The organism is Streptomyces xanthii (assembly GCF_014621695.1).
Classification (GTDB): domain Bacteria; phylum Actinomycetota; class Actinomycetes; order Streptomycetales; family Streptomycetaceae; genus Streptomyces; species Streptomyces xanthii.
Window position 1 is genome coordinate 1,052,740 of the sequence record NZ_CP061281.1, and the last position, 15,311, is coordinate 1,068,050.

Consider the following 15,311-nt stretch of genomic DNA (forward strand, 5'->3'; position numbering starts at 1 on the left):
TGAGTAGGCTCCCGTCTTCGTGAGCCTCTTGATGTCCCGGGCCCGGGCCCGCCTGGCCCCCGGCACCGTCGCGGTCTGCGATCTGCTGGTGTGCGGTGTGCTGTTCCTGGTGGGGCTCGGCGTGATCGGGACCGCGCCGACCACCGGGGCCGAGGAGAGCGCCGCCTGGGAGTCGGCCGGGTGGCTCTACGTCGGCTGGCTGCTCGGCGGGCTCGTGCTGTTCGCCGCGCTGTGGAGGGTGCCGGGGGCGCTCGCGCACGTGGCGGCGATGCTGGTGTCGCCGTGCGTGGTCGTGTTCCTGCCGCTCGGGGTGTCAGCCCTTCTCCGGTGAGGATCTGGCGGAGGCCTGCGCCGGTGACGCCTGGGGCCTGCCCGTGCGGACCGGTGTCGCGTCCGCGCGGACCAGGCCTCTGATCGCCGGGACGGCCAGCAGCATCGCCGCCACCAGGACCGTCACCGCGCCGCCCGCGAGGAGGACGTGATGGGTGCCGAACAGGCCGGCCGCCGGGCCCGCCAGCGCCTGGCCGACCGGGGCCATCGCGAGGGAACCGGCGACGTCGTAGGCGTGGATGCGGTTGAGCACCTCGCGCGGGACCTGGGTCTGGACGCTGGTCGCCCACATGACGCCCCAGAAGGACTGGCCCGCGCCGGCCACCGCGCAGCCGGCCATCATCCACGGCACGGACAGGCCCGCGCCGACCGTCGCGGGGAAGAGCGCGAAGCCGAACAGGGCGAGGGAGCCGGCGCGGAGCATCCGGCGGGGGCGCAGGCGCAGGGCGATGAGGCCGCCGACGACGGTGCCCGCGCCGAGCGCCGAGTTGATCAGGCCGTAGACGCGGGGGCCGTGTTCCTGCGTGACCTGGGTCGCGACGAGCGGTATCGCGGGGCCCGAGGCGCCCACCATCAGGACGCACCAGATCGCGATGACGCCCCAGAGCCAGGTCCGGGAGCTGAACTCCCGCCATCCGACGATCAGTTGCCGCTTGAATCCCTCGTGCGGGGCCTGGTCGTCGACCGGGACGGGCGGCAGGCGCAGCAGGAGGAGGCACAGGGCGCTCAGGGCGTACGTGGCGGCGTGCGCGGCGAAGACGAGGCCCGGGGAGGCGAAGGCGACGAGCATGCCCGCGACGGCCGGGCCGGCGAGCTGGGCGCCGGACTCCGCGACGCGGATCGCACCGTTCGCCGCCTGGACGTCGGCGGCGAGGCGGGGCACCGTGCTGGCGACGCCGGGCTGGAAGAGGGCGGAGGCCGCGCCGTTGACCGCGCCGATGACGCAGATCTCCCAGAGCACCACGTGCCCGGTGAAGAACATGACCGCGGCGAGGGCCTGCGTGATCAGGCGGGTGACGTCGGCGCCGATCATCAGCAGCCGCGTGCTGAAGCGGTCCGCGAAGACACCGCCGAAGATCACCAGTCCGGCGAAGCAGCCGACTGACGCCGCCATCGCGAGGCCGACCGCGCCGGCGCCGTATCCGTACTGGAGCAGTCCCGCCGCGAGGGCGACGGGCAGCATCGTGTCGCCGAGCTTCGCGACGGCCCGTGCCGTGAAGAACAGGTTGAAGTCGCGGGACCAGATCCCGCGCCGTCTCCCCTTTCTCTCCTTCCTCGCCCGCTCGACCGGCCCCGGGTCCTCTCCCGGCTCTCCTGACTCCCGCGTACCGTCCCGCCCCCGTGACGACCCGCTGCTCATACCCTCCGGCTCCTCCCCGGTGCCGCGCCGCGCACGGCCGCACCGCCCGATCCCACCCCGCGGGCCGGATCATGCCACGCGGGGCGGACAGGTCGCCGGGGATTTCAGTCCGTGGCCGGGCGGCCCAAGTGCGGGTGGGATTCGAGCAGTCGGGTGGGGGCGGCCTGGCGCCAGGAGTCGGCGAGGATGTCGCGCAGCTCGTCCGTGTCCTCGAGTGCGGAGAGCCGGACGCGGACCCAGGCGAAGGCCGCCTCGTGGTCCGCGATCCAGAACTTCTCCGGCTCCGCGAGCACCAGTTCGTCCCGCTCCTCCTTGGGGCAGCGCACCGCGATGGAGGTCTCCTCCTCGGGCAGCGTGGCGAACATCTTCCCCGCCACCCGGAACGTGGGCATGCTCCAGGCGATCTTCTCCGTCGTGTCCGGGAGGGAGAGGGCGATGGTGCGAACGTCTTCTGCGTCGGGCATGGAAGGAACCGTAACCAAGAGCACTGACAACGGCCCGCGTTCACGACCCGGCCGGTCCGGACCGGTCGGGGCGGGTGCCGGCCGTTTCAGGGCAGGCGCTTGTCCAGCCAGGCGGTCAGGTCCGCCTGCACCTCGTCGCGGTTGGTCTCGTTGAGGATCTCGTGGCGGGCGCCCTCGTAGCCCTTCCAGGTGAGGTCGGTGACGCCGACGTACCGGAGGTCCTCGAGGAGTTCGTGGACGAGGGTCATGCGCTGGTTGCAGGGGTCCTCGGTGCCGACGGCTATGTGGACGGGCAGGTCGGCGGGGATGCAGGCCACGTTCGCGGGTTCGTTGATGCGGCGGACGGCGCGGACCCAGTCCAGGGACAGGCCGGCGGAGAACGGGAAACCGCAGCGGTCGTCGGCGACGTAGCGGTCCACCTCGTCCGGGTCGCGCGAAAGCCACTCGAAGCCGGTGGCGCCGGCCTCGTCCTCGTACGGCGCGTTGAAGGAGGCGAAGAGGTCGGGGACGTACGAGGAGATCGCGGCGCGGCCGCGGTCGGCGATGTCGGCCTCCAGGGCGGCGATGGAGCCCTCGTTGTCGGCGCCGGGCAGGGAGCGGAAGGTGCCGGAGAGGATGAGTCCGGCGAGGTCGTCGGCGTAGCGCTGGGCGTAGTCGCGGGCGAGCATCGAGCCGAGGCTGTGGCCGAGCAGGACGAACGGCACGTCGGGGTGGAGCGCGCGGGCCTGGTCGCCGATGGCCTTGAGGTCCTCGACGATGGACAGCCAGGCGTCGACGGTGCCGGGTTCGGCGTCGTCGGTGACGCCGTGGCCGCCGGTCGTGGCGGCTGTCGCGCCGTGGCCTCGGTGGTCGGAGGCGATGACTCCGTAGCCGTGGGCGGTGAGGTGGCGGGCGAAGCGGTCGTAGCGCAGTCCGTGTTCGGCGGCGCCGTGGGCGATCTGCACGAAGGCGCGGGGGCGGGCGCTGTCGGGCAGCCAGGTGTAGACGGCCACGGCGGCTCCGTCGCCGGTGGTCAGCTGGCTCGTCACGTAGGCCGGGTCGGTGGCTGTCATGGGCGGCTCCGCGATCGGGGGGGGGGCGGGACAGGGTGCATCTTGCCCGTCGCCGCCGTGCCCATACCTGTCGTCCGGCCGGCGGGCGGGATTGTCAGAGGCGGCGTCTAGCGTGGGGGCGTTCGTGATCGACGGTGCGGTGTGGCTGCGGGGATGGTGGCGAGGGTGCGGGAATCGGCGCTGATGAGCTTGCGGGAGGTCTGTCCGCGCGTCGCCGGGATGGACGTGCTGGGGGATCTGCTGGTCGAGGGGCAGACCGCGCATCACATCGTGCGGGACCCGGAGACGGGGCGCGTGTACGCGACGGAGTCGTACGATCCGCCCGACGAGATGTACCCCCTGGCCCCCTCCGCGGAGGCGCTGCGCCGGATGTCCGCCGCCGTGTCGGACCTCGACGCGCTCAGAGGTCCGTTCTCCGGGCTGCGGGGGCGGTTCGGGCTCGGGGCGGTCAAGGAGGCCGCCCGGTTGCTGAGTTCGGCCTTCACCGGGGAGGACTGGGGATCCGACGGCTGGGGCCTCGCGGCGGAGGGCCCGGAGGAATGGGTGCACGGGCTGCCGCCGGTGTGGCGCATCCAGGCCTGTGTGAAGCCGCTGGCCCTGATCGCGGGGCCCGGGCGGGGGCTGCGGATGGATCTGGCGGCGGACGTGCTCACGAACATCTTCGGGGCGGACGGGGTCCGGCGGTTCACGCCCGGCGATCTGCCGGAGGCGCTGACGCACGCGCCGACGCGGCGGTTCCTGACGGAGGTGGGGCTGCCGTCGGACGTCCCGCTCTTCTACCCCACCGGGAGCGAGGACGACCCGCTGTGCACGGTGGCCGAGCATCGCGCGGCCAGCGCGCGGGATCCGCGGCTGCGGCGCCACTTCGAGGACGGCACGAGCCACCCAGTGATCCCCGACGCCGACCGGTTCGTCCTGCTCGGGGGCACTCCGCAGGACGTCGATGTCGTGGTCGACGGCAGGACGGGCGAGGTGCACTGGACATCGTTCCTGGGCGACGACCTGACCGCGATGAACGCCGACATCTCGACCCTGGTGTTCGCGCTGTGGATGTACGGCACGGTCGAGGCGCTGGAGAAGCCGTACGCCCTCAAGGGGGACGACACCGACTCGCACTACCACTTCCTGGCCGACACCATGGTCGGGGTGCTGGAGTCCGTGGACCCGGTGGCCTGTCTGCCGGAGACCGGGCCCGAGGACTACCGGTACTGGCCCGAGGTGTGGCACGACGAAGCGGGAGGGGTGCTCTAGCCGCGTGCCGCCTCGCCTAGCGCCTCCAGGACCGGCCGGATCAGCGGATGCGCCTCCGCGCCGTGGCGGACGGCCGCGAAGACCTTGCGGGTGGGGGCCGCGCCGTCGATGGGGCGGACCACCGTCTGGGCGAGGTCGACGCCGATGAGGGCCGAGCGCGGGACCAGGGCGACCCCGGCGCCGGCCGCGGCGAGGGCGATCACGGCGCGGAAGTCGTCGGAGGAGTGCTCGAACTGCGGGGAGAAGCCGGCGTGCTCGCAGGCGAGGACCACCACGTCGTGGCACGGGTTGCCGGGGTACGGCCCGATCCAGGTGTCCTTGGCCAGCTCGGCGAGCGGCACCCGCTCCGTGTCCGCGAGCCGGTGCGCGGCGGGCAGCACCGCGTCGAAGGGCTCCGCGTACAGGGCGACGCGGGTGATGCGGTCGTCGTCCGCGCCGGGGGCGCCCCGGTACTCGACGGCGACGGCCACGTCGATCTGCCGCTCCAGGAGCATCGGCAGGCTGGCGTCGCCCTCGGCGTCCCGTACCCGGACCCGGATGCCGGGGGCGGACTCCGCGAGGCGGGCCAGGGCCGGGCCGACGACGAGGCCGATGCCGGTCGCGAAGGAGGCGAGCGTGACGGTCCCGGCCTCGCCCGTGCTGTAGGCGGCGAGCTCGGCCTCGGCCTTCTCCAGCTGGGCGAGTACCGCGTTGGTGTGCGTCAGCAGGATCTCGCCGGCCGGGGTGAGCCGGACGCCGCGGGCGCCGCGCTCGACGAGCTTGTGCCCGGTCTCCTGCTCCAGGGCCGTCAGCTGCTGCGAGACGGCCGAGGGGGTGAGGTACAGCGCGGCGGCAGCCGCGGTCACGGTCCGGTGGTCGGCCACCGCCCGGAGGATGTGCAGCCGCCGCGCTTCGATCATGTACCCGATTGTCGCAAACCGGTCAGCCGAGCTGGGCGCGGGCCTCGACGAAGGCGTCGACGGCGCGGTTCACGTCCTCCGTGGAGTGCGCCGCCGACAGCTGGACGCGGATACGGGCCTGGCCCTGCGGCACGACCGGGTAGGAGAAGCCGATCACGTAGACGCCGCGCTCCAGGAGCAGCTCGGCCATGCGGCCCGCGACGGCCGCGTCGCCGATCATGACGGGGGCGATGGCGTGGTCGCCGGGGAGGATGTCGAAGCCCTCCTCCGTCATCCGGGTGCGGAACAGCTTGGTGTTCGCCGCGAGCTGTTCGCGCAGGTCACCGGCGGACTCCAGGAGGTCGATGACCTTGAGGGAGGCGGCGGCGATGACCGGGGCGAGGCTGTTGGAGAACAGGTAGGGGCGCGAGCGCTGGCGCAGCAGGGCGACAATCTCGGCGCGGGCGGCGACGTAGCCGCCGGAGGCGCCGCCGAGGGCCTTGCCGAGGGTGCCGGTGATGATGTCGACGCGGTCCATGACGCCGTGCAGCTCGGGGGTGCCGCGGCCGCCGGGGCCGACGAAGCCGACGGCGTGCGAGTCGTCGACCATGACCATGGCGTCGTAGCGCTCGGCGAGGTCGCAGATGTCGACGAGCGGGGCGACGTAGCCGTCCATGGAGAAGACGCCGTCGGTGACGATCAGCTTACGGCGGGCGCCGGCCTCGGTGGCGGCCTTGAGCTGGGTCTCCAGGTCGGCCATGTCGCGGTTGGCGTAGCGGAAGCGCTTGGCCTTGCTGAGGCGGATGCCGTCGATGATCGAGGCGTGGTTGAGGGCGTCGGAGATGACCGCGTCCTCGGCGCCGAGGATCGTCTCGAAGACGCCGCCGTTGGCGTCGAAGCAGGAGGAGTAGAGGATCGTGTCCTCCTGGCCGAGGAAGGAGGACAGGCGCGCCTCCAGCTCCTTGTGGACCTCCTGGGTGCCGCAGATGAAGCGGACGGACGCCATGCCGTAGCCCCAGCGGTCGAGGGCGGCGTGGCCGGCGGCGATGACCTCGGGGTGGTCGGCGAGGCCGAGGTAGTTGTTGGCGCAGAAGTTGAGAACCTCGCCGGGGCGGCCGCCCGCGGTCACGCCGACGGTGGCGGACTGGGGGGTGCCGATGACGCGCTCGGGCTTGTGCAGCCCGGCGGCGACGATCTCGTCGAGGGTGGTCTGGAGGTCGGCGCGTACGTTGTCGAACATGCGAGAAGTCCTTAGAGGGGTGAGGAGTTCAGGGACGCGGGGGCCGGGGGAGGCGAACCGAGCCTCGAGCGGAGGGGCTCAGGCGGCGCTCCAGTCCAGGATGACCTTGCCGCCCTTGCCGCTGGCCGCGTCCTCGAACGCCGCGTCGAAGTCGGTGTACGCGTAGCGGCCGGTGATCACGGGGGCGAGGTCGAGGCCGGCCTCCAGGAGGACCGACATCGCGTACCAGGTCTCGAACATCTCGCGGCCGTAGATGCCCTTGATGGTGATCATCGAGGTGACGATCCGGGCCCAGTCGACGGCGAACTCCTGCGCGGGCAGGCCCAGCATGGCGATCTTGCCGCCGTGGGTCATGTTGGCGAGCATGTCGCGCATCGCGTGCGGGTTGCCGGACATCTCCAGGCCGATGTCGAAGCCCTCGCGCAGGCCGAGCTCGCGCTGGCCGTCGGCGATGGAGGACTGCGCCACGTTCAGGGCCAGGCTGACGCCGACCTTGCGGGCGAGCTCCAGACGCTCCTCGCTGACGTCGGTGACGACGACGTTGCGGGCGCCGGCGTGCTTGGCGACGGCTGCGGCCATCAGGCCGATCGGGCCGGCGCCGGTGATCAGGACGTCCTCGCCGACGAGCGGGAAGGACAGGGCGGTGTGCACGGCGTTGCCGAACGGGTCGAAGATCGCGGCGACGTCGAGGTCGACGGGGACGCGGTGCACCCACACGTTGGAGGCGGGCAGGGCGACGTACTCGGCGAAGGCGCCGTCGCGGCCGACGCCGAGACCGACGGTGGCGCGGCAGAGGTGGCGGCGGCCGGCGAGACAGTTGCGGCACTTGCCGCAGACGAGGTGGCCCTCGCCGCTGACGCGGTCGCCAACGTTGATGTCGCTGACGTCGCGGCCGGTCTCGACGACCTCGCCCACGAACTCGTGGCCGAGGACGAGCGGGGCCTGGATGGTCGACTGGGCCCAGCCGTCCCAGCTGCGGATGTGCAGGTCGGTGCCGCAGATGCCGGTGCGCAGCACCTTGATCAGGACGTCGCCGGGGCCGATGGAGGGCTCGGGCACGTCGGTCAGCCAGAGTCCCGGTTCGGCCTTCTCCTTGACCAGCGCCTTCATCGGTACGGCTCCTGTCGTCGCGCACGCGGGCAGCACGCAGCGGCCCGCACACGGGGAAGAGTGAGTGGAGGTGGCGGCCGGCAGGCCGCCGCCCCGGACTCTTCCGTACCACGGCGGCTCAGGTCCATCGAGGATTTCTTAAGCGGCGCCGAAGCTTTCCTACAGGCCCGGTCCCGTTTCCTGCAGGACCGGTCCCGCGTCGGCCGGTCTCTCGCGGGTCCGGGCGGCGCCGCGGGCCGACGCGCGGCACGATGGGGGCATGACCGAGCGAGCGGGCAAGGTGACCGGCGCCGTCACGGTCTCCGTCGACGGCTACTCGGCGGGGCTCCACCAGACGGAGGAGCGGCCGTTCGGCGACGACGGCGGTGACGGCACGGGCGCGGGGCTGCACGCATGGATGTTCGAGACTCCGGACGAGAACCGCGCCGAGGTCGAACAGATGACGGCGGCGGACGCGTTCGTGATGGGGCGCAACATGTTCGGCCCGGTCCGGGGCGCTTGGGACCGTCCGTGGAACGGCTGGTGGGGCGATGATCCCCCGTTCCACGCCCCGGTCTTCGTGCTGACGCATCACGCACGTGAGCCGCAGCCCATGGCGGGCGGCACGACGTACCACTTCGTCACGGACGGCATCGTCGCGGCGCTGGACCGGGCCCGGGCCGCCGCGGGCGCCGGGGAGGTGTCCGTCCTCGGCGGCGCGACCACGCTCAACCAGTACCTGGCCGCCGGGCTGATCGACGAGCTGCGGCTGCACATCGCGCCGCTGACGCTCTGCGCCGGCACCCGCCTGTTCGAGGGGGTGCCGGCGCTGCGTCTGGAACAGGTGTCGGCGCGGGCGGCGAGCCTGGTCACGCACGTGACCTATCGCGTGCTGCGCTGACGGGCGCTCGCACTACCGGTTCTGGCCGCCCTCGAAGTAGGCGACGAGCTCGGGGTCGAGTGGCGGGACCTCGCGGGGAGTGCCGCCGGCGCGGAGGGACTCGGTGGCGCGGACGCCCGCGGCGACGGCCATGCGGGCGGCGACGGGCGAGGTGTCGGTGGTGCCGCCGTCCCGGACGAAGCGGAGGAACTCGTCGATGAGGAGCGGGTCGGCGCCGCCGTGTCCGGCGTTGTCCTCGGCGTCCGGGACCGGGTGGGCGGCGTCGGGCTCGTCGCGGTAGGTGGAGCGGCGGCTGTTCCAGACCTTGACCACTCCCCCGGGGCCGTCGCCGAAGTTCTCCAGGCGTCCCGCGTCGCCGATGACGGTGTAGTTGCGCCAGTAGTCGGGGGTGAAGTGGCACTGCTGGTAGGAGGCGAGGACGCCGTTGTCGAGGCGCATGTTGACGAGGGAGACGTCCTCGACGTCGATGACGGGGTTGAGGCCGCGCTGGGTGGCGGGCGGCCAGTGGCCGTCCTTGGTGTACCAGTCGTCGTGCTTGGGCTCGCCGGGTGCGCGGCGGTGCGGGTTGTCGCCGTAGACCATGAGGTCGCCGAGGGCCTGTACCTGGCGGGTGTAGCCGCCGGCGAGCCAGTGCAGGACGTCGATGTCGTGGGCGGCCTTCTGGAGCAGCAGGCCGGTCGTGTACTGCCGCTCGGCGTGCCAGTCCTTGAAGTACCAGTCGCCGCCGTAGCCGACGAAGTGGCGCACCCAGACGGTCTTGACCTCGCCGATCTCGCCGCGGGCGATGATGTCGCGCATCAGGCGGACGACGGGCATGTGGCGCATGTTGTGGCCGACGTAGAGGCGGGAGCCGGTCGCGTGGGCGGTGCGCAGGAGCTCGTCGCAGCGTTCGACGCTGATGTCGAGGGGCTTCTCGACGAAGACGGGCTTGCCGGCCTCCAAAGCCTCGCGGGCGACGTCGGCGTGGGTGTGGTCGGGGGTGAGGACGAGGATCGCGTCGACGTCGGGGTCCTCGACGACCTTCTTGTGGTCGCTGGAGACGAGTGCGCCGGGGAAGGCGAGCGCCGCCTCCGTCCGCGCGGCGGCGTCGTGGTCGGCGAGCGCGGTGACCCGGGAGCCGGCGCCGGGCCGGTGCGCGGTGCGCGCGATCGAGCCGCGCAGTCCGTAGCCGAGGACGCCGAGGCGCAGGTCGGAGGGGGCGTCGGTCATGGCGTAACCGCCTTTCCTGTACGGGGTGTTGGTGCGGTCGGCGTAAGGAGCATGGAAGCACGGGGCGTCGCGGACCCGCCGACCGGTCCGCGACGCCCCTTGCGGTGCTGTCGTGTCAGGGGTGGACGAGGACGTGGGAGAGGGCGACGCGGCCGGTGCCGGTGAGGCGGACGCGGACGTAGCGGGCCTCGGTGTCCGTGTCGAGGACGGTGGGGCGCAGGGCCTTGCCGGTGACGTGGACGGTGGTGGCGTCGGAGAAGTCGGCCGAGGAGGCGAGCTGGACGTCGAAGTCGGCGGTGGTCATGGAGCTGTTGTTCCAGACCTCGACCTGTCCGACATGCTGCGCGGAGCCGAGGTCGACCTGCCACCAGGCGCCGGCCTCGGAGAGGGTGCGGGTGTCGGTCGTGGTGTCGCCGTCGGTGGCCTTGTCGGCGGTGGCGGTGCCGTCGGTGGAGGACTGGGTGGCGGTGCCCTCGCGGGCGAGGTCGGGCCGCAGCTGCCGGACCTTGCCGCGGCCGTCGGCGCCGGCGGCCTCGGCGACCTTGACGGCCTCGGCGGGCAGCCGGTCGAGGCCGGTGAAGTTGTCGGTCATGGTGGAGCCCCGCCCGGACAGGGCCGGGGCCGCGGTGTCGGTCCAGTTGCCGGTGGCGTGGTTGTCGATGCCGTAGCCGGCCCAGTTGGAGACCCACTTGTAGCCGACGCGGGTGATGACGTTGCCGGTGACGGCGATGTGGCTGGACTGTTCGTCGAGGTAGACGCCGTTGCCGTCGCGCTCGGTGTTGCCGTAGGCGCTGCGGTCGATGTAGTTGCCGGAGATCACGGTGCCGGGCTGGGCGCCCTGGGTGTAGATGGCGGCGCCGTCGTGCTGGTCGTGGCGGACGAGCATGACGTCGGTGATCCGGTTGTCCGTGATGCGGTTGTCGCGCAGGACGGAGGTCTGGGCCTCGGGCTGGTTCCAGCCCCAGCCGACGGAGATGCCGGAGTAGGGCAGCTCTTCGAGGGTGTTGTGGTCGATGACCGTCTCGGCCTCGTAGCCGGCCCAGATGCCGACGGAGTCGGTGTACTCGACGCCGGTGCGGCGGATGGTGTTGCGCTCAATCGTGTTGCGGGCGCCGGCGAGTTCGGCGGTGGGCATGGGTTCGGTGTCGCCGATGTAGGCGGCTCCGGAGGACAGGTCGGTGAAGCGGTTGCGGGCGAGGGCGGAGTCCTGGGTGCCCTGTTCGAAGACGACGCCGGCGCCGCCGAGCCTGCTGAACGTGTTGCCTTCCACGGTGACGTCGCGGCCGCCGCGGACGGTGAGGGCGGCGGCGGGCTTGGTGTAGAAGCGGCCCGCGTGGTCGACGGGGCCGGTGGCGCCGGTCAGGGTCAGTCCGGCCTGCATGCCGGCGTAGCCCTCGTCGGTGTTCGGCTGCTGGTACGCGGAGTAGGCGAAGCCGAGTCCGGAGAGGTGGACGTCGTGGGCGCCGTCGAGGACGAGAAGGCCCTCGGTGACCGGGGTGACGGCGCGGGAGCGGCGCGGGTCCTCGCCCTGGCGGGGCAGGTAGGTGACGGTGCGCTCTGCGGAGTCCCACACGAACTCGCCGGGCTCGTCGAGGAGTTCGCGGGCGTTCTCGAAGAAGGCGACCTTGCTGTAGCGGGACGAGTCCACGGTCGTGGAGTCCCAGGCGGGTCCGGTGCGGTCGGTCCCGGAGGCCGAGTTGGTCCAGCAGGGCTGGGCGAAGGTCATGACGTCGCCGGTGACGGAGGTGATGCGGCAGTGGTAGTTGCGCCAGCGGACGCTGATGACGGCCTCGGCGTCGGTGGGCCGGGCCCACCGGGCGATGCCGGTCTTCTCGGCGCCGGTCATGCCGGTCTTGGTGGCGTCGCACACGGAGGCGGCACAGGACTCGCCGCGGGCGCGTACGGCACGCTCGCCGTCGACGAACAGCTGGCGCGGGGTGATGCCCTCGGGCACCTTCGTGGTCCAGGTGCCGTCGGGGTTCACGGTCCAGCCGGTGAGGGCGCGGCCGCCGGAGAGCACGGGGTCGGCGTCCTGCGCGGCGCCCCAGGTGACCCCGGAGTCCTCCTTGCCGAGCTTGAGGGGCTTGCTCAACTCATAGGTGCCGTCGGCGAGTTCGACACGCACGGACCGGTCGTCGATCGTGCGGGCGACGTCGCGGGCGCCCTCCACCGAGCAGGGGTGCCCTACGGTGCAGTCGGTGCCGGAGCCCCGCGGTGCGGCGTGCAGGGTCAGGGGCGCCGGGTCTGCGTGAGCGGCGGGCAGCGGTGCCAGGGCGAGGGCGGCGGTGGCCAGGAACGCGGCCGCGCCGGTGCGGGCTCTCATGCGGTGACCTTTCCTCAGGGGTGGGTGCGCGGACCGCCTCACGCGGCGGTCGTCCAGTCGGGGTGTCCGGGCATCGGCGGGTTCTTCGCGCCGAACAGCCAGTCCCGCAAAAACGCGTCGACGGAGCGGTCGCCGGTCATCTCGACGGCGTGCTTGACGAAGTCCTCGCTGGTGACGGTGCGGTCCTTGAAGCGGCGCGGCCACTGGCCCATGATCAGGTCGAACTTCCGCTGCCCGACGTGCTGTCGGAGTGCGTAGAGGACGAGGGCGCCGCCGTCGTAGATGTTCGTGCCGCCGAGGGCCTTGGGCAGGCCGGGCGGTCCGTCGCTCGCGCGGATCGCGTCGAGCTTGGCGTAGGTGGCCTTCATCTTGTCGGCCATGACGGACCAGCCGCGTTCCTCGCTGTACAGGGCGGCGTAGTAGACGGCGGGCCCTTCGTTGAGCCAGGCCTGCTGCCAGTCGTTCGGGGTGACGCTGTCGCCGAACCACTGGTGGGTCAGCTCGTGCACCATCGTGTTCTCGTAGGTGGGGTTGCCGTCGGCGTTGAGCTTGAACCAGCTGGTGCCCATGAGGGTGAGCGTCGAGTTCTCGAGGGCGTCGGAGTATCCGTCGTAGATGTGCAGGCCGTAGACGGAGAAGGGGTAGCGCCCGAACTTGGCCTCCAGCCAGGCCAGATGGTCCGGGGTGCGGGCCACGATCGGGCCGTACTTGTCCTCCTGGCCCTGCGGGACGACGTGGCGCAGGGGCAGTCCGGTGTGCGAAGTGCCGTACAGGTAGGTGCCCTTGACGACGGCGATGCCGAGCAGCTCGGTGGGCATGCGCTCGCGCAGGGCGAAGTGCCAGACGGTGGAGCCGTCGGCGCGCTTGTCCTTGCCGGTCAGCTCCCCGTTGGCGGCGGCGACGAAGCCTTCGGGCGCGGAGAGGTGGAAGGTCCAGGTGGCCTTGTCGGACGGGGTGTCGTTGCAGGGCATGAAGGTGTCGGCGCGGGAGGACTGCACGGCGGACGCGAAGCCACCGTCGCTGCCGAACCGCCAGCCGGTCAGGCCGGCCCGGGGTGCCTTTCCGTTGCCGCGGTAGGCGACGGTGACGGTGAACGGGGTGTCCTTGTGCAGCGGGGCGGCCGGGGTGACGGTCAGCTCCTGCCCGGACTTGCCGAGGGAGAGGGCGTGTTGGGCGGGGCGGCCGTTCACGGTGACGGACTCGATGGTGTGGCCGTCGGTGTCGAGGTTGAACGCGGAGAGGTCCTGGGTGGCGCGCGCGTTCATCTTCACGACGCCGGTGAAGTCGTAGGTGACCGGCGTGAAGTCGAAGGTGAGGTCGTAGTGGACGACCTCGTAGCCGCCGTTGCCCAGGGTCGGGAACAGGGGGTCGCCGACGCCGTCGGAGCCGGGCTTCGGGTCGAAGCCGGTCGCCCACGCGGGCGCGGCGATCAGCGGGACGGCGAGCGCGGCGACGCCGGCGCCCTTGAGGAGGGTGCGTCGGGTGGTGGGTCGGCTGGTGGTCACTTCTTGCCCTTCTGCGAGGCCTGCTCGAACTCGGCGCGGCACTGGTCGCCGCCGGCGTTGCGCCACTTCTTGACGACGGCGTCGTAGGAGGACATGGGCTTGCGGCCGGTGACGATGTCCTTGATGCCGTCGCTGTGGATGGTGTTGAGGCTGCCGAGGCCCTTGGAGTCCCAGGTGGGCGACGTGTACGCGAGGGTGGGTTCGTCGATCAGCAGCGGGATGAGCTTGGTGTACGCCTCGTGGACGTGACGGGTGGCGTCGGAGCTCGTGGCGCTGAAGAAGGCGGGCGTCGCGGAGCCCAGGAAGCCCCACGGGACGGTGGTGTCCTGCGTGCCCTGCTTCGTGAGGACGGGGGTGCCGTCCTTGTCTCGCTTGTGGTCGACGCCCTCGACGCCGTACTTGATGAGCGTGTACTCGACCGATCCGAAGGGCGAGGCCGCGAAGTCGGCGAGGCGCAGGATCTCCTTGACCCTCTTGTCGTCCGCCTTCGTGATGAAGCAGTAGGACAGGGCGGTGTTGTTGGTCCAGACGACCGCGTCCCCGCCGACCGGGACCATGGGGCGCACGTCGAAGGACTTGTCGATGGCGGCCATCGTGTCGACGTATCCGGTGCCGGGAGTCAGGTAGGCCGGCATCCCGTCCGAGACGTAGGCGCCCTTGCCGTTCTTGAACAGGTCCGTGTACTGCGCCTTCTGGGCGCCGGACATCTGGACGGTGCCCGGGTAGTAACAGCCGTCCTTGTAGAGCTTCGCCGCGATCTCGACGGAGTGGCGGTACTTGTCGTCCTCCAGCTGGTAGGTCCACTTGCCGGTCTTGGTGTCGTGCTTCCAGGACGACTGGGCGCCCAACGACTGGGCGAGGAGCGTGCCGGCGCCGCTGATGAAGAAGTACCGGTCCTTCTTCTCGTCGGTGAGCTCCTTGGCGAGGTCGACGAGCCGCTCGACGCTGTCGATCTCGTCGAGACTGGACACGCCCGCCTGCGCGAAGAGGTCCGCGCGGTAGAAGCCCGCCCCGGCCGTGCCGTTCCGGGTCAGCGGAATCCCGTACAGCTTCCCGCCGAAGATCGCCCCCTGCCACGCGTACTCCGGGATCGCCGCCAGGTTCGGGTAGTCCTTGACCTTGTCGCCGGACAGGTGCGGTCCGAGGTCGACGCACTTGGCCTGGAGGAACGCGGCCTTGTTGTCGACGCCGCCGGTCTCCGGGTACATGAAGACGTCGGGCAGCTGGTCGCCGGCGACCATCGTGGAGAACTTGGCCGGGTAGTCGTCGGCGGGGACGGCCGTGAAGTCGACCTTCGCGCCGAGCAGTTTCTCGATCTCGCGCCAGGCGGCGTTCTTGCCGCGCTCCGGGGGCAGCGGGGCGAAGGTCTCGGTGACCGCGGTGATCGTCTTCGCGCCCTTGAGGGGGGTGCCCTTCGTGGCGCGGATCGGGTTCGCCGGGTACGTGAGGTAGGCGCTCGGGACGCCGGCGGCGGTGCCGGGCAGGTCGGGGCGGGCGCCGACGTTGCGTACGGCGGTGGTCGGCAGCAGTCTGGCGCTCTTGGCCTCGGCCTTGGCGGCGGTGCCGCCGTCGCCGCACGCGGCGATCAGGGGCGCCGCGGCGACGGCGAGACCGGCGCCAGCACCCCAGCGGAGCACGGTGCGGCGGTTGACGGGTGTGGTGCCGGACATCGGAGGACTCCTCAGCACGAGGGGACACGGGGACGTTTG

At 71.9% G+C, this 15,311-nt stretch carries 13 protein-coding genes; 3 read left to right on the forward strand and 10 right to left on the reverse strand.

The window, feature by feature from the left end; genetic code table 11:
- The first annotated feature begins 19 nt into the window (after positions 1-19).
- Positions 20-331: a hypothetical protein gene (locus IAG42_RS05085; RefSeq protein ID WP_223205867.1), complete on the forward strand. Its 312-nt coding sequence runs from the start codon at positions 20-22 to the stop codon at positions 329-331.
- Here IAG42_RS05085 and IAG42_RS05090 read toward each other — a convergent pair.
- The 3 genes from IAG42_RS05090 to IAG42_RS05100 form a co-directional block, all read right to left on the reverse strand.
- Positions 314-1,690 carry an MFS transporter gene (locus IAG42_RS05090; protein ID WP_188335814.1) on the reverse strand — a complete coding sequence of 459 codons (1,377 nt, stop codon included), beginning with the start codon at positions 1,688-1,690 and terminating at the stop codon, positions 314-316. The two genes, IAG42_RS05085 and IAG42_RS05090, sit on opposite strands and share 18 nt — an antisense overlap.
- Before the next feature lie 104 nt (positions 1,691-1,794).
- Positions 1,795-2,154 carry an MmcQ/YjbR family DNA-binding protein gene (locus IAG42_RS05095; RefSeq protein WP_188335815.1) on the reverse strand — a complete coding sequence of 120 codons (360 nt, stop codon included), beginning with the start codon at positions 2,152-2,154 and terminating at the stop codon, positions 1,795-1,797.
- Positions 2,155-2,240: 86 nt separating this feature from the next.
- Positions 2,241-3,206, reverse strand: a complete 966-nt coding sequence (locus tag IAG42_RS05100; RefSeq protein ID WP_188335816.1) for an alpha/beta fold hydrolase — start codon at positions 3,204-3,206, stop codon at positions 2,241-2,243.
- Positions 3,207-3,389: 183 nt separating this feature from the next.
- On the opposite strand from IAG42_RS05100, the gene IAG42_RS05105 reads away from it, so the two are divergent.
- Positions 3,390-4,457 carry an SUKH-4 family immunity protein gene (locus IAG42_RS05105; RefSeq protein ID WP_188335817.1) on the forward strand — a complete coding sequence of 356 codons (1,068 nt, stop codon included), beginning with the start codon at positions 3,390-3,392 and terminating at the stop codon, positions 4,455-4,457.
- Here IAG42_RS05105 and IAG42_RS05110 read toward each other — a convergent pair.
- The 3 genes from IAG42_RS05110 to tdh form a co-directional block, all read right to left on the reverse strand.
- Positions 4,454-5,356 carry a LysR family transcriptional regulator gene (locus tag IAG42_RS05110; protein ID WP_188335818.1) on the reverse strand — a complete coding sequence of 301 codons (903 nt, stop codon included), beginning with the start codon at positions 5,354-5,356 and terminating at the stop codon, positions 4,454-4,456. The two genes, IAG42_RS05105 and IAG42_RS05110, sit on opposite strands and share 4 nt — an antisense overlap.
- A gap of 22 nt (positions 5,357-5,378) precedes the next feature.
- Positions 5,379-6,575 (reverse strand): glycine C-acetyltransferase, encoded by a 1,197-nt coding sequence (locus IAG42_RS05115; RefSeq protein ID WP_188335819.1) that lies wholly within the window; start codon positions 6,573-6,575, stop codon positions 5,379-5,381.
- Between the two features lie 78 nt (positions 6,576-6,653).
- A complete protein-coding gene (gene tdh / locus IAG42_RS05120) occupies positions 6,654-7,685 on the reverse strand; it encodes an L-threonine 3-dehydrogenase (RefSeq protein ID WP_188335820.1) in 1,032 nt (343 codons plus the stop codon).
- 259 nt (positions 7,686-7,944) lie between these two features.
- Between tdh and IAG42_RS05125 the strand changes: the two genes are divergently transcribed.
- Entirely contained in the window at positions 7,945-8,565 is a 621-nt protein-coding gene (locus IAG42_RS05125; RefSeq protein ID WP_188335821.1) for a dihydrofolate reductase family protein, read from the forward strand.
- A gap of 12 nt (positions 8,566-8,577) precedes the next feature.
- Here the strand turns inward: IAG42_RS05125 and IAG42_RS05130 are convergent, their stop codons facing one another.
- The 4 genes from IAG42_RS05130 to IAG42_RS05145 form a co-directional block, all read right to left on the reverse strand.
- Positions 8,578-9,774, reverse strand: coding sequence for a Gfo/Idh/MocA family protein (locus IAG42_RS05130; RefSeq protein WP_188335822.1), 1,197 nt, complete (start codon positions 9,772-9,774; stop codon positions 8,578-8,580).
- Between the two features lie 115 nt (positions 9,775-9,889).
- The gene (locus IAG42_RS05135; protein WP_188335823.1) at positions 9,890-12,097 is read right to left on the reverse strand and encodes a right-handed parallel beta-helix repeat-containing protein; all 2,208 of its coding nucleotides are present in this window, start codon (positions 12,095-12,097) and stop codon (positions 9,890-9,892) included.
- Between the two features lie 38 nt (positions 12,098-12,135).
- Complete coding sequence (locus IAG42_RS05140) at positions 12,136-13,602, reverse strand: M1 family metallopeptidase (RefSeq protein ID WP_188335824.1); 1,467 nt, start codon at positions 13,600-13,602, stop codon at positions 12,136-12,138.
- The gene (locus tag IAG42_RS05145) at positions 13,599-15,272 is read right to left on the reverse strand and encodes a type 2 periplasmic-binding domain-containing protein (RefSeq protein ID WP_188335825.1); all 1,674 of its coding nucleotides are present in this window, start codon (positions 15,270-15,272) and stop codon (positions 13,599-13,601) included. Before IAG42_RS05145 ends, IAG42_RS05140 begins: the two co-directional genes overlap by 4 nt.
- Between the last annotated feature and the right edge of the window lie 39 nt (positions 15,273-15,311).

Coding starts and splice junctions, on each gene's coding strand:
- IAG42_RS05095 (WP_188335815.1), bottom strand. CDS start 2,154: ATGCCCGACGCAGAAGACGTTCGCACCATCGCCCTCTCCCTCCCGGAC.
- IAG42_RS05090 (WP_188335814.1), bottom strand. CDS start 1,690: ATGAGCAGCGGGTCGTCACGGGGGCGGGACGGTACGCGGGAGTCAGGA.
- IAG42_RS05130 (WP_188335822.1), bottom strand. CDS start 9,774: ATGACCGACGCCCCCTCCGACCTGCGCCTCGGCGTCCTCGGCTACGGA.
- IAG42_RS05105 (WP_188335817.1), top strand. CDS start 3,390: ATGAGCTTGCGGGAGGTCTGTCCGCGCGTCGCCGGGATGGACGTGCTG.
- IAG42_RS05100 (WP_188335816.1), bottom strand. CDS start 3,206: ATGACAGCCACCGACCCGGCCTACGTGACGAGCCAGCTGACCACCGGC.
- IAG42_RS05125 (WP_188335821.1), top strand. CDS start 7,945: ATGACCGAGCGAGCGGGCAAGGTGACCGGCGCCGTCACGGTCTCCGTC.
- IAG42_RS05145 (WP_188335825.1), bottom strand. CDS start 15,272: ATGTCCGGCACCACACCCGTCAACCGCCGCACCGTGCTCCGCTGGGGT.
- IAG42_RS05110 (WP_188335818.1), bottom strand. CDS start 5,356: ATGATCGAAGCGCGGCGGCTGCACATCCTCCGGGCGGTGGCCGACCAC.
- IAG42_RS05135 (WP_188335823.1), bottom strand. CDS start 12,097: ATGAGAGCCCGCACCGGCGCGGCCGCGTTCCTGGCCACCGCCGCCCTC.
- tdh (WP_188335820.1), bottom strand. CDS start 7,685: ATGAAGGCGCTGGTCAAGGAGAAGGCCGAACCGGGACTCTGGCTGACC.
- IAG42_RS05115 (WP_188335819.1), bottom strand. CDS start 6,575: ATGTTCGACAACGTACGCGCCGACCTCCAGACCACCCTCGACGAGATC.